The sequence below is a fragment of the Idiomarina solivarensis genome (assembly GCF_033052755.1).
GTDB lineage: Bacteria > Pseudomonadota > Gammaproteobacteria > Enterobacterales > Alteromonadaceae > Idiomarina.
Genome location: NZ_JAVFHZ010000001.1, coordinates 468,248 through 490,621 on the forward strand (window position 1 = coordinate 468,248; position 22,374 = coordinate 490,621).

Genomic DNA, 22,374 nt, shown 5'->3' on the forward strand with positions numbered 1-22,374 from the left:
CCGCCGGCGTAAGAAGTTCTCGCAAATAACGTAATGTATTACTGAAATTTAACAGAAACATTGAAAATCAAAATAACTGCCGAAAGGATAGATTATGACGAGTACAGAAAAAAGCACAAAGAACTCAGAGCCTAAGTTGGCAAATGAGCTAATTTTCACAGCCCTAGAGCGCTTAGAAAACCGTCAAGCCAACGATTGGCGCAGAAGTAAAGTCATTGGCATTAGCACAGGTTATGGCGATTTAGACGAAGCCACCCTGGGTTTCAGAGCGGGAGACTTAGTAGTAGTAGCAGGACGCCCAAGTATGGGTAAAAGCACTCTTGTAAAGAATTTCGCTGAAAACTCCTCCTTTGAAACCACATCTCCAACAATTATGTTTACTCTAGAAAAGTTGAGTAACAACTTTGCTGAGCAAGTCCTTGCATCCATGTCTAGGGTAAAATTAGAAAAGGTGTTAAAAAAAATTACTGATGAAGATGATTTAGCACGTCTATATAGCGCTGCAAATTTTCTTGCAAAGGAAGCAAATCTATATGTAGATGATAATCCTTGCTTGACTCCGAGTGATATAAGGAAGCGTTCTAAAGCATTATCAAAAAAGCATGGCGAAGTAACCATGATTGTTATCGATAGTCTCCAACTTATAAGACCTAACAGAAAAAGAGAAACTTTGTCAGCTGAAATCGCTGATATAACACGCGATTTAAAAGCTTTAGCAAAAGAGCTTAACTGCCCTGTAATAGTGGTATCGCAACTGAACAGGTATTTAGAGCAGCGAGCAGATAAAAGACCGACTTTATTAGATTTACGTGATTCTGGGGCTATCGAACAAGATGCTGACTTAATTTTATTTTTGTATCGTCACGATATATATTACCCTAGCGGAACTGAGTCGGATGTTGCTGAGGTTATTATCGGTAAAAATACGCACGGAGAATGTGCAAGTTTTTCGCTGATATTTAATAAGAAATTTTGTCGATTCGATAACTATTTCGACATAGTGACCTAAACACAACTATAGCTTTCACTATCTAATTTTTCCTGATAGTTAGTATTAAGTTGAGGTTCAGTTTGCAAATATTACTTTAGGCCATTCTAATTTGTAGCTGAACCCTTCTAATACTCGCGACATAGAAAAATAGGCTAAATCATTATCAAACCCCGGGTCGTTTTGAACGATTGAGCTCACAGCCAGAAGCGGACGTTAGCGCTTGCAGCATGCGCGCGCATGAAGTGGAGCGGAAGGCGCAATATAGTGGGCGTCGTCGTGCTTGCACTCGTTATAGGTCATTTTACTACTCTCAAATAAGGAGGAAGCCTCTTCCCTCCGGCCCTTTTATATCCTCACCCAAGAAAGCTTTCCGTGCCTCGTCTACGATCTCTTCAAGTTCTTTAAGGTAGTATTCACAAAGCTCCTCAATAGGCTTTTTCTTCAAATCGTCATCATCCGGAACCGGCATAAAATTGTTGGCTATCATATGAAGCGCAGCAGCCAATAGTTTTTTGTCCGCGTTTACGACTTTGTTAGCTTTCTAGGATACACAGATATTAAGAACAGCTTTCATTTTTGAAAAATCACAATGGACGCCTAATATATTTGCCTCAATCCAATCATCAACACTTACAGCATCGAAAGATATCTTAAATCCAGCATTAATAACTAAATGTTCAAAAAAAACACGTTGAGCACGACCATTCCCCTCTCTAAAAGGGTGAATCATATTTAGGTCACAATAGTATTCAGATAACTTTGCAATAAACTCGCTGTATTCTAAGCCCACCAGATAGTTATCTTGTGACAACTGATTGAATAACTTATATGCTTCACTTTCGATAAATGAAACATTACAAAATCTAGTATGCCCTTTCGTAATGTCAACTTTTCTAAGCTTTCCTGACCACTCATATAAATCTGAAAAAAGAGCATGGTGAATGTTGCAAAGGTAAGTTAAATCATAAGGAGGCTCTTTGAACTCAATTGCTGCAGCGGCAACACGGGATAAGTCTATTTCCGCTTCAGAGAGTAAATTTTCATCGTGAATTGATAACCTGTTTTTAAGTATGCTAGTTCCCGGGTAACAATATGGATCATTCCCAATTCCATATTTATCAAGCATTGACTAATTGTGCTCTTTTCGCGTAATACTTTAATAATTCATCTCGTCTATCTTGGAGCTGCTTCTTGTTCGCACTTAAAGCAGGTTTTTTAGATGATATGCCCTCCAAACGAAGACTTTCATTATAGTTTTTTAGTTTAACTGAGTTTGAATATTCGACCTTATCAGATAATGAAAATAATTTACGTTTTCGCTGGTTTTTTGATGAGATCCTGCGAGCCTTAGCTTTTGCTAAGTCCAACTTATATAAACGCTCAATAATTGAAGAACCTGTCTCGAACGCGCCCCAAGATTCTATAAAGAAATAAAAAGAATTTTTTACTTTTCTTTTTTTAATACATATACCTAAATTTGAGTGCAAATCTTTAAGAGCTGACTGTACTTTCCTTTCAGAAATGCCTGTAGAATTAACTATTACCTTGGTATTAGCATGTTTAAATTGTACTAGAGTTGCTAGAACTTCAAGTTCGTATTTCATAGAGAATACCTTCCTGCATATATATGCGCCTTTAAGGCTAGTTTACTATAATTTGATAAAGATAGCAGCTTAGACCGAAAAGAAAGCTAACATTTTTATACTGTGCGTGCGCATTTAGAAACTCGTCCAGTTGATAGTTTTCGGTTTTTACTTACTGATCAAGCGGGCATTCCTGACTTGAAAGATTCCGAGTTAGCAAATGCAATTTGAGTATGCTCAATTACACTCTATCGAGCGTACAAGATCCAACCTTTATTTTTTGTTATGTCATTGACAGTAAACGACTTAAATACACAATGACCTCTCCCCCAAAAATAGGGCCATGACATCGATGAGATGGTGTTAGTTCAGAGGAAAGGTCACAAAGAAGACCTAACGCCGCACTAAGGTATGAGCAGCGCAACCACTAAACCTAACCATACAACCGAAAACACAAAACCCAACGATGGAATAAAAAACGCCAAGCGTTGCGAATCACTCTTAAATGCTTTGTTATGCTTGTGCTCGCTATGACAACAAAACTCCAGTTAAAAGATTTGCCAAGCCAATGAAAACTATAGTTGGGGTAGCTGCACCTAAGATGCCTGCTATTGCTTTTTTGAGCAAACTATTCCACTTTAGATTTGCTAAAAAATCACCTAAACACAATACAACAGCACGGCATGCTGCCCACCAAACCAATACTGTAGAAATGCCTCCAATTACATAAAGTAAACTAGAATCCCACGCTTTAGCTCCAACCCAAATAGCGGCAGTTAAAGTCACCCATTCAACCCAAGAAAACCAAGCTTTCACATAGCCTTTGTCCACCAAGCGATCTAAGAAAGCAAACATTGCCCCTCCAATTTCCCCAAAAAGCACAACGCCGAGCTCTGCGGCAAATTCGGAGCGCAGCGGAAAATTTGTCCGACAGCAGCGCCTTGTTATGCTATCTTGCGTGCCTAATCATTTATGCTTTTCAAACATCATCTTACCAATCCACCAAATTGACTGCCCAACATTGGAAATCAATTGTTGTCCTTGCCTTAAAAACGAATTTTCAGTGTCAATTCCGGCAAGCTCTAAGGCTTCTCCGATCTTTGAACTTGTCGGGTGTGCATCACCTACTCTCATATCATAAGCACCTACAATTGGCCCAAACACTTTACGAGCAGTATCATCTCCAACTTTCCGGGATAGTATGTCTTGCAGTAGTTTGTTTGAGCGAAGTTTGTCCTTATTCGCATGCGCTGATAACGCCCGCAACTCTTTGACATTAAGCCGGTCAGAGAAAACGCGTACAATTTCTTTTGCTAGCCTTAGCAAGGACGCCCGATCTTTACTTTCGAATCTAGATATTTTCTTTAAGGCTTCAGTACGGTCGATATCATGTGAGAAAAGAGAAACATTAAACTCTTGCTTAAATCCATTCTCTAGCATGCTCATTACTTCGAAAAGCAACTCCTCTACAGCATGTGTGGATGCGGGTTGAGCCTTCACTTGAGAATCTAATAACTCACTGGAAACCTTACCCTCTGGGACTGCATTATGTGCCGCCCATAAGTGCTGTTCCCATGAAGGGAGACGAGCGATGTCATAAGCATATACTGTAATGAAATCCGCTGAGTTGATTCCAAAGTGAATTCGATAACCAGACGTTGAGTGAATAGAACCTGTTTCGGCTGTATACCATTCAAGTGAAAATCCTCGAAGCCCCAACAGTTCATTTACAATACTTGAACGAAACCACAGCCATCTTCCAACGTCTTCATTGTTTAGCTCAGATGATGCGATGCGAGTACTATCTGTTTCGACTATGAATTGAGGTAGGTTTGTGTCAGCATCCCCTCTAACGCGCTTGCTTATGCCTTGGTGATCAATCCATTCATCCCGCCAAAATTCTCCTTCCACCCGTACACCATCATAACCCGACTTGTTTCCTTCAGACTGTTCATAATCAGTATTTTCGTTTGTTTCAGGCCCCATTACAGGGGCATCTTCCTCTTCATCTACATCTGTACGCCAAGCACGAAACATTGCCCAGCTACCACCAAATACATCATTCAAATTGCGGATAAGCAGTTCATATCGGCCGTCATCCCTCTCTTCTTGGTGATCGTCAAGGCCAGCGTATTCGCTATTTTCAAGTGTTGGTACGTTTTCCACTCTTTGCCGATAGTACGATAGCTTTAGAGACAAATTTCTAGCTGCTAAATAGTCCAGAAGAAACTCTCTCTTTATTTCGATCAAGCGCTGGTTTCCTTTGTCATCGAGAACCTCCCGAGCTACTACCACAAAACTTTCTTCTGGCCTTACCCAGTTACACCCCTCTTTTATAAGACGAAGCGCTACGACTAAGTCAGGATTCAATATCCATAAACTTCCGCCAACTACAGGTTGAGGGTGCTCAAATATGAGGTGGGTTCCGATTGGTTCTTTGTCATTCCATTGGTACTGTTCAATTGTAGAGTAATAGCCATCTTCATAGGCATAAGGTTGAGGGGTACAACCAATCCCAATGTCACTCCAGCTAGCTTTTTCTGCTATTTCTCTGTGCTCTGGAGGAAATGCTACAGAACCACAACCAAAGTATTCGCCAACGTGCCCTACATATTTGCAGTTTCCTTTTTCATCGTTAATTGATGCTCTCAAAGGTACCCAAGTAGACTTTGAAAAAGTCCGGCGTGTTTCCTTTTTTTGAAGAATCCAATCTTGATTCATTGATCGTCAGCTCCTTTGGTTATAACGCCTCAAACGCCGGCAGAGCGTAGCGACGTCCGCGCGCTTTGACTTGGTAGCTTTTTAGTCATTTTCAACACCTGAATCAGCAATTCTGTGAGAAAATCCAGGATAAGATTTATCGAGGTCATCCAATATAGAATTAACTAATAGGCAAGCATCTAAAATTGTATCGGGCAGACTTTGTTGCTTCGGATAGCGATGGAGCCTGTGAAGTGGGTTTCCGCATGTTTCGAAGCAGGATTCTCGAACCGGTCCCCATGTTCCATGTGAGTACCCAGAAGTCCATGAATAGTGCGCGTCGTAGGAATCTTTAACGCCTGCTTTTTCACTAATTTTCCTGAGATCCAAGCCACTCCAGCTCCCTAGTTCGATGTTTAGAAACTCTTCCCAAAGGTCTTCGCCAGCTATCGCCTCAATGGTGCTCTGGTTAATGTGCTTGGGCGGGTCCATTAGCTCATCAAATCGCAAGGCATTTAATTTCGCTTGCCCCGCCCCATAAGCACGCCATTTCTTCCATAATTCAGGAGCATCTTTATGCAATAAATATCTTAGTGAAATATGAGCTTCTAGGATTGTTCTGAGACCAAGCCTTCCCAGAATGCCGGTTCCAATGCCTATACCTAGCATTTCGTCGAGGACTTTTACTACATAAAATGCTATTCCAAATACAGCATCGTGCCTCGCATCAATAGCGGTTGTAGAGTGTGTATCAGCCCAGTGTGACTCGATTTCATTAAGGAGCGACGTTATATCAGCTCGAGAGATAGAAGGTGCTTCTGCAATTGTTGATTCTTTTTCTTCCATAAGGGCCAAACAAGGCGAGTTTCTCCACGCTTCGTCCCAGAAAGCGTTTGGCCACGTCAAGTCTTTCTCTACAAGTGGATTTTCAGCCATTTCGGAAGCTCGAATGGATGGTCGTATTTTCCTTAGATCACCCTCATACGGATAACCAAACCATTCCTCTGCCATTTTCCGCGGCACATGGAATTTTCCCGAAATCACCTGTGCCATCAATTTTAGCCAGCGACAGTCCGTAGCTTCTTGTGACTGGTGCGGCAGATTGAAACCCACTGCATCCATCAAAATCGATATATCGGGCTCTTCTTTAGGTAATAAATTAACCCATGTTCCCCTTGCAGGTAAGTTATCAAATAGAAGTAAAACTACTAGCGCTGATGCGGTGGTTCTATTTTCTAAGATAAACGCAATGAATTGCTCTCTCAACGCTTCAGGAAGTTTTGAAATTCCAGTTAATGAAATATCTGAAAACTGATCTCTTTCATCATGCTCATCGATGAATGAAAGTATTCTTCGGAATTCCGCAATAGCGTAATCTTGGTCTTCAATCACTCGGATGATGGCAGCCCAAATCATTTCGGGAAGTCTCTCATTGGACCAAGACGAAAAAGTGACCTTATCAGCTACTGCAGCAAAGCCCGACTGTAGCTGTTTCCCAACTTTCTTGTGATCTTGAAGAGAAGTCCTATTTTTACCGCTACGTGACTTCTTTCTCTTATTCTTACTTTTTGGCATTCAATTTCAATCCATGCTGAAATGCGACTCGGAAAGCTAACTCTTAGCTAACGGGCAAAAATGCTGTGCGATACCATGCGAAGCATAGCACAGTGCTTTTGTCCCAGTGACCGCAGGGAACGAGTTTAGCTCCTTGTTAACCATCTCAAAAACTCAGATATTGCTGCAAACTTAAAAACCATTGATTTTTGAGATTACGCTTCCTAGTTTCAATTTCTTTTTCGGAACTTGGACTTATCCTATTAAGCTTATTCATAATTTGGCCTCTATATTGCTCAAATTTATGCATCCAGACAGTTGGATTTCGGGGTGAAATCATTCCTGAGTTTTTACCGTTTTCAGCTTGTGCCACTGAATAAATACATAAATTCTTTAAAAGGTAAGCCACAACCTCATCTCTAGTTACAATATTTGCGACTGTACACTCCAAGCCTTTGCTGCTTGAAGCTATTTCTTGTGCGTTTAGGAATATTGATATATCTGTTGCTCCATTATGAAGCTTACGTTTTTCTTCAACATAGTCCTTACCAACAGATAGAAATGAGTCTACTTTTCGGCGAATACTTTCGTTATTACTTACGTTATGTTTAACAAATATGAATATAAGACCTGACAATATAATAAAAGTGAATTGAGGGAGATTCTCATCTTTAATAAGATCTAAAAACTTTGTTACCGACTGCTCTTCTGAAAGAGAGCTGTTATATATCCCTTTTATTATTGCGAGGTATTCCTCGATTAGCTCAATGTTCCCTTTCATGATCGGAACAAGGTTTTCAGCAGACTTGCAAAATTCATCTATATTTTCATCTAGAATATCAATACCAAATCTCTCAGATAAATGCTTTTTGTAGTAATCCACGTATCCACGCGGATTTTTATCAGTTCTATATAACTCGGAGATTGCAAATGCAGGGTTTAACTCAGATCCAGTGGATTTAGCAAATTCCATGAATTTATTTACTGTTTCGGGGTAATCGTTCTTGCATATATTGTTAAATATATTTGTGTCCATTAAAAAATATGCATCAACTTTTTTCCCTTGAGGATCTCCGAAAAACGGCGAGCCAAAGTAAACTGTAGAGCAATCATCCATTTTAATCTCATGAACTTCTGCTTCTTTGTTATTAAATTCAAATATACTCATAATACTTCCCTGAGAATGGCTAACGCCGCGTTAAAGGGCCGAGCATAGCGAGGTCCCAGTGAGCACAGCGAACGTTTTTGAACGGTTTGTTAGGAATTTTCCACGTGAGCCCTAAGCACGGCATCCGCACAGGACATATTTTTACCGTATTGATGCTGTAAAAATGCATTGAACTTTCGAGATTTAATATCGAATGTTAAGCCATTTAGCTTTTTATTAGCAAGGAAGGCAGGTAGTTCATAATTTGCAATAGACTCTTCAGAGATAGTAGATAAGATCAAAGAATCAACTTTTCGCATACAAACCCTTGAAAGGTTTATCAAGGCAAAAATCTCATTTACTTCAAACTCAGAAAAAGAAATTTTGGAAAAATCAAAGCCATTTAGTTCTGTTGGCTGCTTTGACCAATAATTATTCAGATAATTGGAGTCATTCTTTACAAGTGAACTATAACCATCACTCATTTCTTCTCGAACATGGGCAATGTGATTTCTTCGTAACCGCAAATATGCCATAGTTTTGATAACGGCGCTTTCTGGATCTTCACCTAGCCAATTACTCAACTTTACTCTTAACTGCTCTTCAGGCTTTTTATCAGTCACGTCATCATAATCTGACGGCATTACGTAGGCACGAAATTCCTCAATTTCTTCAATATAACTTAATAAATACTCGACTGACGCAATCACACCCATACTCACAAGTGAGTGGAAGGCTCTAGCGCGAAATTCTGGTAAAGCTTCGATTTTCACATGAAGTCGTTCAGAAAACTCATTATTATTGTAAACATCCGTTGTATATGCATCTAAAACATCGTGCTCCAGCTTCGAGAGTATCTTATTCACTTCAATATCTGAAAAAAGGAAATAGCAAAGCTGATCGTTCATATCTTCTAGCTTTGATTCAAATCTTCTAAGCACTTGAGATTTCACTAATCTCCTCCCTGATGCCTAACGCCTAAAGCAGCGGCGCATTTATGCGTCCGCTGCCTTTACTTGTTATATGCTTTCGCCTTGTGCAAGTTTAGTAATATCCTGAAGCATCAATTTAGCTCTTGCGTCTAGAAACTCTGAATATTCAAGAGTTGAATAATCTACTAAAGAGGGATCAGGAAGGTAGTTCGAACAAAATACATTTTTTGCTTCTGCACCCAAATCAGAAATTAATCTAGGCAAATAATCATTAGGATGATCATCACTTATAGCATTATTTTCGGAGGCCGCTAACATGCAAAAATTCGCAAGGCTATTATGTTCTCCCGGCGCCTTAATCCGTTTTAAATGAGCTTTGGGATAAATATGGTGGAACTGCTTGCTATTGTAGTTGGATAGCGCCACCTCAGGATCAATAAGAGCTCCATTAGTAATGTTTCGAGGCCCTTTTAAGGCAAGCAATATTATTAGAGCCCTAGACCTAGAGTTATTACTTCTAAATGCAAGTTTTTTGAACGTCTCCAGTGCAGGGATGTTTCCGAACGATTTTTTGGGATCTTCTCCATTTACTACAAATGAGTCTATAGCCTCCAAATCTTGGGAAACGAAAGACTCTGACGCCCCCCTATATCGCTCAGAAAATGCACTAAGCCAAAACCATTCTCTAACACGCCTTACATCTTCTAGGCTTAATGTTTTCCTTTTTGAATAAATGTAGGAAAGGACAATTGCAATTGCCTCGTAAGGAAGAAAGTCCCAGCTGTAAATTTTGAACTCTGTTTTGAGGAGGTCCACAGTCTTTAATAGTGCTGATTTGGCAATTTCTACTAGATCATCCATTTCTTCTTTCGCCAGACTTCGAAGAGACAAAACCTGTTCTTTCTTTATTCCTTTGTGCTTTATTGCAGATAGACACTTTAGAACTGTATTGCCATCAATATCATCGAAACCCTTCGGCTTCAAAGAAGCCGCTATTTTTTGTGCCTCGTCATTTAAATCAAAATTTTCTGTCCAAGTTGCAGCAACCATTAAGTCATATGTTGAAAGCCTAGTCCCTGAACTGTTGATCCTCTCGAATATTGGACACACCTCTTCAACTGTTAGATCTTTCAAAGTAACGACTGGAATTCTATAGTTTGTAATTACGTCTATTAGGCCGTCTAATTTTTTTTGGAGCTCGTCCGCATTCGGATAACTCACCAGACCTGACCTAAAATTAAGCAATTTGGTGGTATTGTAAATTATTCTTAGTGGAAACTGTGTCTGGTTAAACTCTTCTGGGGCTTCCATAAAACATTCATCAACAAGGTCATAAACTGCATCAAACCCGTTCTGCCCCTCCAAAGCACCTAATGCCGAATAAATTACTGTTAGTCGTTGCTGGCCATCCAAGACATAGTCTGTCGGTGTCATATCGTCAGTCTCTGGAAGCTTAAATGCTCCTATATTTCTTTCTACCGCCAATGAGTTCTTTGTACGCCAAAGCAATAAACTACCCACAGGGTAATTGTTCGCTATAGAATCGAGAAGTTTCAGAGCTTGCTCTTCTTTCCAAACAAACTGCCGCTGAAACTGAGGAACTTTAATCTGTCCAGAATTAATATCTGCAATCAGATCCTTTAGAAATGGCGTCCCAGTTTCAAGTCTACTTGCTATATTTGCTGACATATAATTCCTTAACTAATATTTTCTCTGAATCCAGACTAGCATATAACGCAGAGTGTAGCGGCAGTTTGTGGAGTGGCGTTTTGTGCTAGCGTAGCGACCAGCACAAAAAGAGCCACGGAACAAACTGTCCGACTGGCACGTATTGTTAGGTTTATCGCTCATAAATTTCTCTAATACCAGCACCAAGCCAATGCACATAGGATGTTGATGTATATTTTCCAAGATCAATATGATTAAGATCACTAAGCAGCGAAGATATAAGCATACTAAATGTATGCTCACCCCAACGACCTATAGCTACAGAGCCGTCAAGCATTGAATAGACTTGCCCTAGCCCTAATATGTAAACACTGCTAACCAGGTATTGGTGACCATTATCCCTTTCATGACCTGGTGATTTCTCAGAATACCTAGAAAAACTCCACTCTCGTTGAAATTCGTCTGACAACCGGCAAAAGTTTTCCTTTATTGTTTCCAAACTTCTTTCATCTTGGAAAGAGAACACAACCAGTTTAGGAGGCCTATAATCAACTAGCTCATTAGTTGATTTCACCGTAACTCCCGCAATATTAGAGACAGATTCAAGCCCCTCAAATGCCTTCTTCAAAACTCCCGAATCCGTTCTTACCTTCACCTCAATTACACAATAAACTGATTCAATAGGGACAATCAGATTTCTATTTTCATCTGTATAGAAAGTTGGATAATTTAGTTTGTCGAATATAATGACATCCAGATGATTGCTGAGGTTTCCATTAGAGCTGACTATCTTCCCTTTTCCAACCCCATATTTTAATGGAAGAACCTCTGCAAGTAATTCCCTAAGAGCATTTTCAGATCCCAATCCATATTCAAGGTTGTGCTGAATGAGTAAGCCATTCTCGCGACGTTCATTTAACTTGTTATTAAATCTCTTGTTAATATCACTAATTACTTTCGTGAGCGGTTGACGATCAGATAGATCATCTATTCTCGGACTATCTCGTTTTTCACTCATCTAAATTGATTCTCCCTGAAACCTAACGCCGAAGCACAGCGGCGACCTTGGAGTGGCGACGAAGGAGCCACGTAAAGGGCGTCCGGCGACCATCGGCCGCGAACTGCTGCGCCTTGTTAAATACCGTGTTCAAGCTGATAACCCAAGCTTGCAGTGAACATATCTACCTGCGCATCTTTGAGAACATACTGAGGGATATATTGCATTCCGTCAGGGAGATCTTCTACCGGACTCAACAATGCGCCCCGACCAGGCCCGAAACGGTCGAGAATATAGTCTTTGAGGATGCTACGACCGCTTATGGAGTATGCAGTTCTAAAAATGGATAAATCACCAAGGTAACCGTTGACCTCAATCCAACAGTGACCACCCCAACTTTTCTGCACAATTTTCCCTGTACCGCTTGGCTCAGGCAGTTTCTCCTTGTACTTAAAAATTCGAGCGCCGGAGATTTTCAAGTCGCCGGCCACTACTATGGCAGGGGTGGAAAAATGATCTTTAAGGTAGCTTGCCCAGGCACAACTCAGCATTACACAGGAACCAAATGAAGGCGGCACCTCACGCATTAACGCTTGTGCGCTCTCGCCAAACGGAGCCGGGTCATGGAACCGATAACCGAAATAGGCTTCTGACTCAGCAACTCCGCGAGATCGAGCAATTTTTTGCTTAAGCTTTATTTGACGTGTGTTCATAGGTATTTAACATATGTATATTGTGCGTGCGCATTTAGAAGCTCGTCCAATTGATAGTTTTCGGTTCTTAACTTACTGATCAAGCGAGCATTCCTGACTTAAAAGATTCCGAGTTAGCAAAGGAAATTTGAGCATGCTTAGTGACACTCTAGCGAGCGCACAATATCCAACCTTTATTTTTTGTTATGTAATTGACATTAAACGACTTAAATACACAACACAACAACAAAGCGCGCAATATTGCCGAAATGAATTTGCCGTGCATCGTTAGGGACACCCTCCCTTAAATAGGGATAGCGTTGCATTCACCAACTGAACTCACAGCACAAACCTGACTGCCAGAACTAATTAAAGCGCAAGAACACCACATAAAATTGAGTATAACCCAAACTTGTCCTATATAAGTTTATGGCATTCTGCCATCTCTTCTATTGGAAGAATCATTACTAGAAGGATTTTATTCGAATGAGCATAAAACCAGGACCTAAACCACGGAAAGAGGACGGGACACGAGATAAAAGACGTCGTGTAACACCAGAAAACCAACCTAAACACCCTCCCCTGAAGCCCCATAAGCATGAGAAATAGAAATGAATTAAAAGGCTCTTAAACAGAGCCTTTCTCATCGACTTTGAGTAGACAATCCAAATCTTTTGTTGAACCTGCAAAGCTTTTAGTCAAGATCTCAATTAAACCAAATCACTAAAAAGAGATCCCCAATACGACAAAGCCTCTTTCATCTCATCAAAGTAATCATGCTGATCGTACACCCTCTCCATACCACTTAAAGAATGCCCCAGTATTTTCTCTGCGCAAGCCGGACTAAAAGCGTTATACCGACCTGCCGAATTATCGCTTTTAACTGATATTAAATGGCTACGAATGGAACGCCTTATATCGTGGGGCTGAAAGTCCGGTATCTGCACTTTTCCTTGCTTTCGAATGCGGTTTAAACTTCTATTGAGCGTTTTAGTATCCATATGGCTAACACTCTTACCCGCTGACACCGAATCGCGCTTTGCAGGGAATACAAACTCGCTTTTGAGTAAAGCACTATGGCTTTCCTGATCTCGAAAAGCTTTCAATAGCTCATCTGACATCGGGACTTTCTGATAAACCACCTCATTTCTTGTGCTGTGTTTTTCATTAACGGCATACCAAACGCGCTTTTCAAAATCCACATCACTCCATTTGGCTGTTATAGCCGCCCCGCTTCTCACTCCACTTAATAGAATAACCTTAAAGCAATTGAAGTTCTGAATTGACATTCCGGCACTCAAAAAAACGTCCAAGGCTGATCTAAGCTCATCTACGCTCGGTGTTCTGCGGCGTGGAGTATATTTCGCGTAGATTGACTTAGACGCACCCTCAAGAGGATTGAAGTCCATACGACCAATAGCCAGGCCGTAACTAAACATCTGCTTAAGTAGCGCAAGTGTCTTACCAGCCTGACTCTTCGCGCCCCTTTCTAAAATTGGGGTAAAGACGTCTTCATGAAGCTGGTGTCGGGTAATGTTCGTAAGAAACACATGACCGATGCGTGGCAATATGTCCTTATTAAAGCTAGCTTCAACAATCTCTGGACGCTTTCGACCCAAAACCTTATTTTTGAAAAACTCAGAGTAAAGCCTTTCAACTGTCCAACCATCCTTCCCATCTCCTGACGACAGCTTTTCTCGTTCAACCTGAATATCAATGCCATTCCTTACTTTCTCCAGGTTTTCTCTAGCCATGCTTTTAGCTGTTTCGATATCGACTTCAGGCATGCCACCTATTCGATAGTTAACGGACTTTACTGGCTTAGTTTTCGTTCTGTAATAAAGGTAAAAGGCTTTGGAGCGAACACCGTGTTTATTCATCCGACCCAGTCGAACATGAAATCCGGGGATTTCAGGATCGTTTATTCGAGTTATCTCTTCAGAAACCTTACTTAAAAGATGCTTAGTCAGCTTCTTAGTTATTGTGGTGTTTTTTGCGGTTGCCGCTAATGGCGGAGTAATTTGCTTCTCGGAACTTCTATGTTGCAGACCCATTTTTAAATCCTCAAGTTATGTTTCACCTGTGTCGCAACAGTTAATGCTGAACCTTTCTAAGGGACATTTACCTTAGAATAGAGACAACGTAAAAACCGTTGCAAAGCGAGTAAAAACACTAACTGAATCAGTACTTTACTTGTAGAGGACAAACTTCTTTAAACTGGGACAATTGAAAAAATTTAATGAATTTTCACTTGAGAATTGTCATGGGGTGTCAGGGGTCGGAGGTTCAAATCCTCTCACGCCGACCAATTCTTCTTATCTAAATCTCTTCAATATCATTGCTTTAGGACATTTCATCCTAGGTTATATGTATCACGAAGTTCTGCTCTTATAGTGAAATATTGCTCTATCAGCTGATATGTCAGGACGACTCTTTTGCGAAGAGCGTTGCCGCTTGTCGCAAAAAATCTCATTCCTTCTTAAGTCGGGAATTCTCACGTTTAAGCCGCGCCATTTCTTCGTAGCGGGGGTTACCTGAGCCCTTGAAGACTTCGTCAGAGGATGGCTCGGCCTCTCGCCGCCACCGGCTGAGAAAGTTAGGGTTAATACCGACTTCCATAGCAAAGTGGCTACTAATTAATTTTCTTAATTTTTAACTTTCCATTGGCTCTGAACGCATAAAGACCGCTTTCAACATCAACTGAAATTATCTGACCTTCCGCTTGAATGCGCTTTTCTTTATTGTGCCCTTTTAAGGGAACCATAAGTAAGTCGCCCTTCTCAGTATCATTAATCACCAGCTTATCATTTACGACATCAATACGAGCACCATTCGCTACGATCTCACTCACCGCAGCTTCTAAATCAGAATTTGAGTCAAAAACGACTTCCCCTTCTGTATTAACAACAGCAACTCTACCGATATTTTCTTGAAGGATAATGTATTCTGAATCAGTACCAGGCTTGACTTTCTGTACAGTAAACATGAACTCTCTATTTGGTATAACCCACTTGCTTTCATTTTTATTAAGCGCAACCAAACGGTAGTCTACATTTATAACAACGACTCCGTCAGCAATCGGAATTGTCTGGAAAATATCTGCACCACCGAAACTGTAATTTGTTTTTTCGGAAAATTCTTTACCGTAATACACATCAATGTCACGTACGGAGCTTGAGTCTGTTGAAAAGGGTGATACAGCTAACTGTTTTAGATCAGGAGAAATAAAAATAGAGCGATATGATGTGCCCCTTGGAAGTATCCCGCTTTTAACTAATTTACCTTTTTTATCGTAAATTCTTACCGGTGTGTGGTTAGATGAATTCATCTCTCCAATAATAGCAAAGTAATCTCCGCCAGGAACAGTTACAACATCTGCAACATTATAAAATTTTTCAATCACCTTATCTTTGTTGAACAATACCATTTGATTAAAAGCGTCAGGATCTGGCGCGCGCTTTAGGGAGGCCGCCAGTAAACGCCCATGGTTAAGGGTCCAGGCATGGTTAACTTCCCAATCGAGGGAAACAGCCCTAACCAAATCTTGGTTCTTAGTGTAAAAGTTTACTTTACTTTTTTCCGACTCATCAATCACAGCTATATATTGTGAGTTTAAAATGTAGGTGTAGGAGCTGTTCCTCTCATTAAAGTGTAACTCTTGTGAGTTTACTCCTGTACTAGCTAGTAACGTTGCTATCAGCGTAATTAATAGTAGAAGCTTCATTTTCTTTTTCCCTATTGATTTTTTTACAAATTGACCCACCCATTCGAGCTACAGGATCTCCTGTATCTGTTAGGGCTAAAGTCATAGGGTGTCAGGGTTCTGAGGTTCAAATCCTCTCACGCCGACCAATTCTTTTCAGCACTCATCCATCCCATTCAGTTGGCAAGCTGAGTTGTTCCGCAATTTCTGTTGTTACCCTCCAGTAACCGCCTCTTGCAGAACCTTTTCGCACTAAAAGCCCCTGTTCTTTAAGCTTAGAAATGTGTTTTTCTACCGCTCTTGACGAAATATTAAGAACCTCCGCCACTCTCGCAGCGCTCCAGTCCGCTTGTTCATTTAACAACCTGAGAACCATATTTCGGGTACTAACACCAGAAAATTTCAGCTTTTCCGAACCGTTAACCGAACGTAACAACGAACCATTCACCGAACCTGCTAAAGTTTCGTTCGTTAATATTGGTGCCTGAACTGTCTCGTCACGAGCTGCCGCCCTGCTTTTTTCTACTTGTATCGTTTCGGAAATGCTTTGCTGTACGCAGTTAAGAATGAACTCAATCATTGGTACTCTGTCATTCTCACTAATTGACTGTCTTAAGCAATCCAGGTACTCATCTTTATTGGTTTTAAATACTTCCTCAAAACTTAACCATGCAATGGCCGGATGCCACTTTGCCAGAATAAGGCTGAACCAGAGTCGTCCGATACAGCCGTTAGCAACCGAAAAAGGTTGGATAAATTCGAACTGCTGTAGAAAGTTAGCCGCTTTCAATAATGGGTGTTCGTCACTTTTTTGTAACCAGGAGAGTAACGTTTTAACTGACTTACCCGCCTGCCCTGCAGGTGCTGTCATATGAACAAGCTTGTTACTTCTATAGACTCCCATTCCTGTTGCACGATAACTTCCGGCGCTAGGTGTTACAGCAGCACATATCAGCCGATGGGCCTCTTTCAAATCACTCTCTGCGCAAAAGTCCCAGTCTGCCAACTGTTCGTAAGCCACTTCTAAACGAATTTTCTGTAGTTGCTGCGGCTGCTCTTCAAACCCTATAGACGCAAGCACTTTTATCGGCATTTGCTGAACTTTAAAGTCCGCTAAATCGCTACTACCGGTTTCTAATAGTGCAAGCCAGCGTCCAAAATCGGTACTGATTTGAGCCGTGAGGTTTACGCATCGATTGGTAATTAGATAATCTGGTGCTGCCATTATTTATCAGTAACCACAGGGCTACTCTCCATAATCTGTTCTAATATTTAGTTATCTTTGGTCGATAAAGCAGTTATCAGCTTAACGCATATAGAAACGGTCTGGTAACTATTTGAGGGTGTCATGAACTTACAAAACAAATTAACTCTGAGCATGGCTATTGCGTTAACCGTATTGCTCGCTATTGCCATGGGCGTCTCAACGTTCATGATGCGTTCATTAATAGAGGAACGTGTAACAGAACAAGAACTCCCGGCTACGCTCGGTGAAATTAGGGGGAAGGTTGGGCAGCTTATAGCAACCCCTGTACTGGTATCTCAGGAACTGGCCAATAATCAGTATCTAATTGATGCACTGAAAGGCGTTGAATCTGAAGCCGAGCAAACTGAAATTACACGTTACCTTAATCGTATTTATCGGCAGAGAAACGCGGTTGCCGCTTTTACCGTCAGCGCCGGAAGTAATAACTATTACACCGCAGACGGTTTATTTAAAAAGATGTCGGCCAGCGAAGAACGAGACCAATGGTTTTTCGACTTCATAAAAGAGGACAGCAGCCAGGCGCTGAATTTCGACGTTGACGAGCAATCGGGTATACCCACTGTTTTTGTTAATGTTCGTATTAGTGACAACGGTCGTACACTTGGCGTCGGTGGTATTGGGCAAAGTCTCGAAGCACTGCAAAATGCAATTGCTGATTTCAATGTAGGAAAGAACGGCATTGCTTATCTGGTTGATGAAGAGGGTCGAATTCAAATTCACCCTCGCATCAACGACTTCCGTCTCTTATCAAAAGAAGTGGGGAAAACGGTTGCGGATAAGCTCCTCAGCGACAATGAAGTTGAAATAGACTACACCAGTCAAAGTGGTGAGGACCTCATCGTTGCCAGTACTTATTTGCCTAACAGTGACTGGCGGATCCTTATAGAATTGCCGGAGGAGGAACTCTACGCAGGGCTAAACCAAACCGTTACCACCATCGTTATTATCAGCTTCATTATTGGTTTAGGTTTTGTTATTGCCAGTTGGTTCTATGCGCGCCGTATTGTTCGCCCTATTAAGTATGTCGCCAATAACCTGAACAGGATGTCAAACGAAGGCGGCGATCTGACTCAGCGTTTGCATGTCGATAGCAATGATGAAGTCGGGGATTTAGCAAAAGGTTTTAATGCCTTCGTTGCAAACCTTGGAAGCATCATTACTCACGTCAGAGACACCGCTTACGAAGTGAATGAAAAAGTGCAGAGTATTGATAAATCAATGCTCCAAATTGACAGTTTGTCTGCTGAGCAGGAAAACAAGACAGATCAAGTAGCTGTCGCAATGAGCGAAATGGAAACCACTGTAAGAGAAATAGCTGAAAATGCCAACCAGACCGCGAATCATGCCAGTGACTCGCAAAGAACAACGTCTGAAAACCAGAAACAACTGCAACAAGCAGTCGCAACCATGCAAGAACTCTCTGAATCCATGCAAGGCGCCGCTAACTCTGTACAGGAACTCGCTGAAGAGGTTGCCAGTATCGTAACCGTTATTGACACTATCGAAGGTATCTCAGAGCAAACCAACTTACTGGCCCTAAATGCGGCTATAGAGTCGGCCCGTGCCGGTGAAGCCGGGAGAGGCTTTGCGGTTGTTGCCGATGAAGTGCGTACCTTATCGCAACGAACCGGTAAATCGACAGAGGATATTCGCCAGAAAATTGTACGCCTACAGCAAGGTTCAAAAGCGGCAGTTTCAGCAATGGAAAAAAACCGCACTCAAGCGGATAGCACCAGCGAACGCATTTTAACCGCAAATCAAAAACTCAATGACTTGGTCGGTTTGATTCAGGATACCGCTGACATGAGCACTCAGATTGCAACAGCAACGGAAGAACAGGCTTCAGTAAGTCAGGATGTAGCCAAAAACGTTCAGGCAATTGCTGACTTCTCTACTCAGGTCTCAACAGCGGTTAAAAGCAGCCATAGCGAATGCGAGCAAATGTCATCACTTGCTGACAGTTTACGTAGCCAACTTGAGCAATTTAAAACGTAATTTCCGCAAACAGCGACTGCAGCCTTGCAACTTCATTTTCGTCAAGAGGATGCATTGGCTGCTTTCCCCAAACTGGAGCAGGCCAAGCAACGTCTGTTTGAAAACGCGCAAGATGATGCACGTGCAGCTGAGGAACTTGGTTACCCAGGGCTGCAATATTCAATTTATCGGGCTGGTATTCAGCTTTTAACCACTGGCTAAGGAAACGACTTTCCCTTAACAGCTGCAGCTGTTGTTCTTCTGTCAGATCGATTATCTCGCGAACATCCGGTATTTTTGGAATCAACAAAAACCAGGGAAACTGTCTGTCATTCATTACCCTGACCTCACATAATGGCCAGTCCGTTAAATGATAACTGTCGCGGGCTAATTCTGTCGCTAATTTAAATTCCATAACCTACTCTTGTGTTGTCAAAATTGTTTGAAGAAAGTCACTAAACAATGCGTTAGTTTGCGGCAAACTGTCAATTAAACGGTGATCATCATTAACAATATGCAACTGAGCATGGGTTCTTTTCGCATAACGCCAACTGTTTTCAACAGGAACGATATCATCCTTCCAGCCGTGAACAATGTGTATTTTGCATTGTGGCGTTACCTTGTCGAAGTCCACCTCCCCTCCTAAATAGAAAGCAGGAGCCAACAGGAACAAGCCTTTACAATTAGAAGCTTCGCCCGCTGCCGTCGCTACGTAACCTCCCATGCTGGATCCCACAAGCACAAAGGGATCCGATAAGGAGCCAATATATTCCATCAGCTTTTTCACTCGAGTATCAGGGTTATCCATTCCCCGGTAGTCGAGACTAGTAACGTGCATCCCTGCTGCTTCAGCCGTTTCTGCGAATGCGCTGATCTTCGTCCCCCAGGGGCCACTCTCTTTGCCGTGATTAAAAATAACCTGCATTTAGCAATTGCCTATCGTTGGTTGCTTAGATAAATTGGATACAAATGTTAACGATTAGGTAACAATGTTAACCCATACCATGATGTTAAAAACGACCAGTATCAATCTGTTCATCTTTTTTTTATTCTTAAGCAGGCCAGTCCTAGCTCAGGAAGATGCTCCGGTGGCCCCATTGATTTTCGGAGTTAATGCATCACCGCCCTTTCATATCCTAAAAGGCGATGAAGCCAATAACGGTTTCTGCGATGTATTAGTCAAAACCATTCAGGCGGAATTGCCTGACACCCGTCAGATCATTCGTAAAATGCCTCACGGACGTATTCGAACTATCATGAAGCGTGAAGGCAGTATGTGTTTCCCTTGTATGATAAACCGTACAACCTACAACCCTGATTATTACTTCAGCGAAACAACCCATTTATATCCCCCCCACGGCATTATTACCCGCTCTTCGTTAGCTCCGGAAATAATAGAAAAATATGGTAACCCTGTGTCATTGAAACGGTTAGTGGATGAATCTGAACTCCGTTTCGCTCAACCGGTAGGTCGCCGCTACGGGGATATTCAGCACTTACTAGACGACTATTTAATTGGTACCAAATATCATAAACAAGTGAGTGGTGAATTGGCTTTATACAATCTACTTTCAATGATTCTTATCAATAGAGTTGATTATACCATTGACTACGAAATGATGATCCCATCCTATCGCCGTAACGCTGAAGGTCAGGAAACAAATGAAAGTCTGACGTTTATTCCAATAGAAGAATACAAAAGCAAAGTTATTCGCGGTGCGGTCGGTTGCAGTAATAACGCCTGGGGGGAAAACGCGATAAAACTCATTAACCAAGCCGTTCATAAAATTCGCGCTAATGATGAGTTTAAGCAAAGTCTCGACTACTGGTTAGGTGCTAATCGGCCTAAACTCGATAAGCCAGAACCAAAATGAGGGCAGATTTATGATGTTCAAAAAACAATTAGCTTTGCTGTCCCTTGCATTAGTATTTTGCCAAAGCAGCATTGCAAGTGAGGAAGATATTATCTGGGGAACCAGTTCTTCGCCTCCTTTTCATGTTTTTAGCGGTGTCTATGAGGGTCAAGGCTTTTGTGACGCTTTAGTGACAGGTTTCCAGCGTCAGCTTCCCGAACTTTCCCATCGAGTAAGAAAGTTACCATCGCGACGCATTACGATGATAATGAAAAAGAATAAAAATCTCTGTTTCCCCTGCTTAATCAAAAGAACGAGTTATAACTCTGAATTTAATTACACCGATACCACACACTTGTATCCGCCTCACGGCATTATTACGACGGCCGATAACGCGAAAAAAATCATTCAAAAATACGGTCACCCTGTCAGGTTTTCAGAGTTAGTAAAAGACGCAGACTTGCGTTTTGCTCAGCCTACAGAGCGGCGTTATGGACGCCTCCAGCCATTGCTGGAAGAACATCTTATCGACTCAGAAAACTTTAGTTTCATTAGCGGGCAAAATGCCCACGTTAATCTCTTGACCATGCTAGTTAATGACCGCATAGACTACACGGTGGATTACAAAATGGTCATGGTTTACTACAACGAAACGAAAGACAAAAACAGCGGGTTAGTGTTTTTGCCGATCAAAGAGTACGACGGCGTGGTTATTGAGGGTGCCGTTGGCTGCACTGATAACGAGTGGGGCCGCAATGCGGTTGACCAACTCAACAAAGTAATTCAGCAGCTGCAAGCCGATCCGGATTTCCAGCGTAGCTTAGATAAGTGGCTGGGAAACGATCGGCCTAAGTAAATTAAGCGAAGCGTTGCTGCAAATACTGATTAATGTCATCGGACTCGTACATCCATTTTATTTCATTACTCTGCTCTATTCGTAAGCACGGTACCTTAATTCGGCCGCCGCCATCCAGTAGCTCTTGTCTGTGCTGTTCGTTATTTTTTGCATCTCGTAACTCAATGTTCAAATTAAGTCGCGCAATTTCTTTGCGGACTTTGACGCAAAAAGGACACGCAGCGAACTGATACAAAGCAAGCGACTTGCAAGCTTCGTCAACTTTCTGCTGTTCTTCCTCAGAACGTGCTTGCCCCTTTGGGGTCGTTAATTTTTCAACGAGTAAAACAATAGGCGTCAAAATAAGCCGCAAAGTGCGGAAAAAGTAACGGATAACAACTCTCATAAATTCACTACCAAACAACCTGATTAAGATGCCAGTATTCTAACTTGTTTAGAACAGTGCGTCAGTCTTTTA

At 41.6% G+C, this 22,374-nt stretch carries 21 protein-coding genes and 1 pseudogene; 4 read left to right on the top strand and 18 right to left on the bottom strand.

Annotated features, from left to right (window positions below):
• Positions 1–94 precede the first annotated feature (94 nt).
• A complete protein-coding gene (locus RBK99_RS02255) occupies positions 95–1,009 on the top strand; it encodes a DnaB-like helicase C-terminal domain-containing protein (RefSeq protein WP_317503013.1) in 915 nt (304 codons plus the stop codon).
• A gap of 292 nt (positions 1,010–1,301) precedes the next feature.
• Here RBK99_RS02255 and RBK99_RS02260 read toward each other — a convergent pair whose 3' ends face one another.
• The 15 genes and pseudogenes from RBK99_RS02260 to RBK99_RS02330 all read right to left on the bottom strand — a co-directional run bounded on the left by RBK99_RS02260 (position 1,302) and on the right by RBK99_RS02330 (position 17,192).
• Entirely contained in the window at positions 1,302–1,496 is a 195-nt protein-coding gene (locus RBK99_RS02260) for a hypothetical protein (protein WP_317503014.1), read from the bottom strand.
• A 36-nt stretch (positions 1,497–1,532) separates the two neighbouring features.
• The gene (locus RBK99_RS02265; RefSeq protein ID WP_317503015.1) at positions 1,533–2,117 is read right to left on the bottom strand and encodes a putative adenosine monophosphate-protein transferase Fic; all 585 of its coding nucleotides are present in this window, start codon (positions 2,115–2,117) and stop codon (positions 1,533–1,535) included.
• Complete coding sequence (locus RBK99_RS02270; RefSeq protein WP_317503016.1) at positions 2,110–2,595, bottom strand: YhfG family protein; 486 nt, start codon at positions 2,593–2,595, stop codon at positions 2,110–2,112. The genes RBK99_RS02265 and RBK99_RS02270 overlap by 8 nt, the downstream gene beginning before the upstream one ends.
• A 507-nt stretch (positions 2,596–3,102) precedes the next feature.
• Positions 3,103–3,429, bottom strand: a complete 327-nt coding sequence (locus RBK99_RS02275; protein WP_317503017.1) for a hypothetical protein — start codon at positions 3,427–3,429, stop codon at positions 3,103–3,105.
• Between the two features lie 111 nt (positions 3,430–3,540).
• Entirely contained in the window at positions 3,541–5,295 is a 1,755-nt protein-coding gene (locus RBK99_RS02280; protein WP_317503018.1) for a hypothetical protein, read from the bottom strand.
• 81 nt (positions 5,296–5,376) lie between these two features.
• Positions 5,377–6,849, bottom strand: coding sequence for a DUF5677 domain-containing protein (locus RBK99_RS02285; RefSeq protein ID WP_317503019.1), 1,473 nt, complete (start codon positions 6,847–6,849; stop codon positions 5,377–5,379).
• Positions 6,850–6,994: 145 nt separating this feature from the next.
• Positions 6,995–7,996: a hypothetical protein gene (locus RBK99_RS02290; RefSeq protein ID WP_317503020.1), complete on the bottom strand. Its 1,002-nt coding sequence runs from the start codon at positions 7,994–7,996 to the stop codon at positions 6,995–6,997.
• A gap of 89 nt (positions 7,997–8,085) precedes the next feature.
• Positions 8,086–8,928: a hypothetical protein gene (locus tag RBK99_RS02295; RefSeq protein ID WP_317503021.1), complete on the bottom strand. Its 843-nt coding sequence runs from the start codon at positions 8,926–8,928 to the stop codon at positions 8,086–8,088.
• Positions 8,929–8,994: 66 nt separating this feature from the next.
• The gene (locus tag RBK99_RS02300; RefSeq protein ID WP_317503022.1) at positions 8,995–10,596 is read right to left on the bottom strand and encodes a GmrSD restriction endonuclease domain-containing protein; all 1,602 of its coding nucleotides are present in this window, start codon (positions 10,594–10,596) and stop codon (positions 8,995–8,997) included.
• Positions 10,597–10,747: 151 nt separating this feature from the next.
• The gene (locus RBK99_RS02305; RefSeq protein WP_317503023.1) at positions 10,748–11,593 is read right to left on the bottom strand and encodes a DUF6602 domain-containing protein; all 846 of its coding nucleotides are present in this window, start codon (positions 11,591–11,593) and stop codon (positions 10,748–10,750) included.
• A gap of 116 nt (positions 11,594–11,709) precedes the next feature.
• Positions 11,710–12,285 carry a hypothetical protein gene (locus RBK99_RS02310; RefSeq protein WP_317503024.1) on the bottom strand — a complete coding sequence of 192 codons (576 nt, stop codon included), beginning with the start codon at positions 12,283–12,285 and terminating at the stop codon, positions 11,710–11,712.
• 689 nt (positions 12,286–12,974) lie between these two features.
• The gene (locus tag RBK99_RS02315) at positions 12,975–14,318 is read right to left on the bottom strand and encodes a tyrosine-type recombinase/integrase (protein ID WP_317503025.1); all 1,344 of its coding nucleotides are present in this window, start codon (positions 14,316–14,318) and stop codon (positions 12,975–12,977) included.
• Positions 14,319–14,665: 347 nt separating this feature from the next.
• A pseudogene (locus RBK99_RS02320) lies at positions 14,666–14,886 on the bottom strand (transposase); the annotation flags it as partial.
• A 10-nt stretch (positions 14,887–14,896) separates the two neighbouring features.
• Positions 14,897–15,988 (bottom strand): hypothetical protein, encoded by a 1,092-nt coding sequence (locus RBK99_RS02325; protein ID WP_317503026.1) that lies wholly within the window; start codon positions 15,986–15,988, stop codon positions 14,897–14,899.
• A gap of 142 nt (positions 15,989–16,130) precedes the next feature.
• Complete coding sequence (locus tag RBK99_RS02330) at positions 16,131–17,192, bottom strand: Fic family protein (RefSeq protein ID WP_317503027.1); 1,062 nt, start codon at positions 17,190–17,192, stop codon at positions 16,131–16,133.
• 123 nt (positions 17,193–17,315) lie between these two features.
• On the opposite strand from RBK99_RS02330, the gene RBK99_RS02335 reads away from it, so the two are divergent.
• Positions 17,316–19,229, top strand: a complete 1,914-nt coding sequence (locus RBK99_RS02335) for a methyl-accepting chemotaxis protein (protein WP_317503028.1) — start codon at positions 17,316–17,318, stop codon at positions 19,227–19,229.
• Here RBK99_RS02335 and RBK99_RS02340 read toward each other — a convergent pair.
• Positions 19,219–19,623, bottom strand: a complete 405-nt coding sequence (locus RBK99_RS02340) for an HIT domain-containing protein (RefSeq protein ID WP_317503029.1) — start codon at positions 19,621–19,623, stop codon at positions 19,219–19,221. The genes RBK99_RS02335 and RBK99_RS02340 overlap by 11 nt on opposite strands.
• A 3-nt stretch (positions 19,624–19,626) precedes the next feature.
• Positions 19,627–20,133 carry an alpha/beta hydrolase gene (locus RBK99_RS02345; protein ID WP_317503030.1) on the bottom strand — a complete coding sequence of 169 codons (507 nt, stop codon included), beginning with the start codon at positions 20,131–20,133 and terminating at the stop codon, positions 19,627–19,629.
• 163 nt (positions 20,134–20,296) lie between these two features.
• Here RBK99_RS02345 and RBK99_RS02350 point away from each other — a divergent pair, with 163 nt between their 5' ends.
• Positions 20,297–21,082 (top strand): hypothetical protein, encoded by a 786-nt coding sequence (locus RBK99_RS02350; RefSeq protein ID WP_317503031.1) that lies wholly within the window; start codon positions 20,297–20,299, stop codon positions 21,080–21,082.
• Between the two features lie 10 nt (positions 21,083–21,092).
• Entirely contained in the window at positions 21,093–21,917 is an 825-nt protein-coding gene (locus tag RBK99_RS02355; protein WP_317503032.1) for a TIGR02285 family protein, read from the top strand.
• A gap of 1 nt (position 21,918) precedes the next feature.
• On the opposite strand, the gene RBK99_RS02360 is transcribed toward RBK99_RS02355, so the two are convergent.
• Positions 21,919–22,302 (bottom strand): glutathione S-transferase N-terminal domain-containing protein, encoded by a 384-nt coding sequence (locus RBK99_RS02360; RefSeq protein ID WP_317503033.1) that lies wholly within the window; start codon positions 22,300–22,302, stop codon positions 21,919–21,921.
• Positions 22,303–22,374: the final 72 nt, after the last annotated feature.

What these genes read in the sequence shown, in the direction of transcription:
- RBK99_RS02300 (WP_317503022.1), bottom strand. Translation starts at nt 10,596, where the DNA reads ATGTCAGCAAATATAGCAAGTAGACTTGAAACTGGGACGCCATTTCTA.
- RBK99_RS02360 (WP_317503033.1), bottom strand. Translation starts at nt 22,302, where the DNA reads ATGAGAGTTGTTATCCGTTACTTTTTCCGCACTTTGCGGCTTATTTTG.
- RBK99_RS02305 (WP_317503023.1), bottom strand. Translation starts at nt 11,593, where the DNA reads ATGAGTGAAAAACGAGATAGTCCGAGAATAGATGATCTATCTGATCGT.
- RBK99_RS02265 (WP_317503015.1), bottom strand. Translation starts at nt 2,117, where the DNA reads ATGCTTGATAAATATGGAATTGGGAATGATCCATATTGTTACCCGGGA.
- RBK99_RS02355 (WP_317503032.1), top strand. Translation starts at nt 21,093, where the DNA reads ATGATGTTCAAAAAACAATTAGCTTTGCTGTCCCTTGCATTAGTATTT.
- RBK99_RS02330 (WP_317503027.1), bottom strand. Translation starts at nt 17,192, where the DNA reads ATGGCAGCACCAGATTATCTAATTACCAATCGATGCGTAAACCTCACG.
- RBK99_RS02340 (WP_317503029.1), bottom strand. Translation starts at nt 19,623, where the DNA reads ATGGAATTTAAATTAGCGACAGAATTAGCCCGCGACAGTTATCATTTA.
- RBK99_RS02275 (WP_317503017.1), bottom strand. Translation starts at nt 3,429, where the DNA reads ATGTTTGCTTTCTTAGATCGCTTGGTGGACAAAGGCTATGTGAAAGCT.
- RBK99_RS02255 (WP_317503013.1), top strand. Translation starts at nt 95, where the DNA reads ATGACGAGTACAGAAAAAAGCACAAAGAACTCAGAGCCTAAGTTGGCA.
- RBK99_RS02335 (WP_317503028.1), top strand. Translation starts at nt 17,316, where the DNA reads ATGAACTTACAAAACAAATTAACTCTGAGCATGGCTATTGCGTTAACC.
- RBK99_RS02290 (WP_317503020.1), bottom strand. Translation starts at nt 7,996, where the DNA reads ATGAGTATATTTGAATTTAATAACAAAGAAGCAGAAGTTCATGAGATT.
- RBK99_RS02310 (WP_317503024.1), bottom strand. Translation starts at nt 12,285, where the DNA reads ATGAACACACGTCAAATAAAGCTTAAGCAAAAAATTGCTCGATCTCGC.
- RBK99_RS02315 (WP_317503025.1), bottom strand. Translation starts at nt 14,318, where the DNA reads ATGGGTCTGCAACATAGAAGTTCCGAGAAGCAAATTACTCCGCCATTA.
- RBK99_RS02285 (WP_317503019.1), bottom strand. Translation starts at nt 6,849, where the DNA reads ATGCCAAAAAGTAAGAATAAGAGAAAGAAGTCACGTAGCGGTAAAAAT.
- RBK99_RS02270 (WP_317503016.1), bottom strand. Translation starts at nt 2,595, where the DNA reads ATGAAATACGAACTTGAAGTTCTAGCAACTCTAGTACAATTTAAACAT.
- RBK99_RS02345 (WP_317503030.1), bottom strand. Translation starts at nt 20,133, where the DNA reads ATGCAGGTTATTTTTAATCACGGCAAAGAGAGTGGCCCCTGGGGGACG.
- RBK99_RS02280 (WP_317503018.1), bottom strand. Translation starts at nt 5,295, where the DNA reads ATGAATCAAGATTGGATTCTTCAAAAAAAGGAAACACGCCGGACTTTT.
- RBK99_RS02325 (WP_317503026.1), bottom strand. Translation starts at nt 15,988, where the DNA reads ATGAAGCTTCTACTATTAATTACGCTGATAGCAACGTTACTAGCTAGT.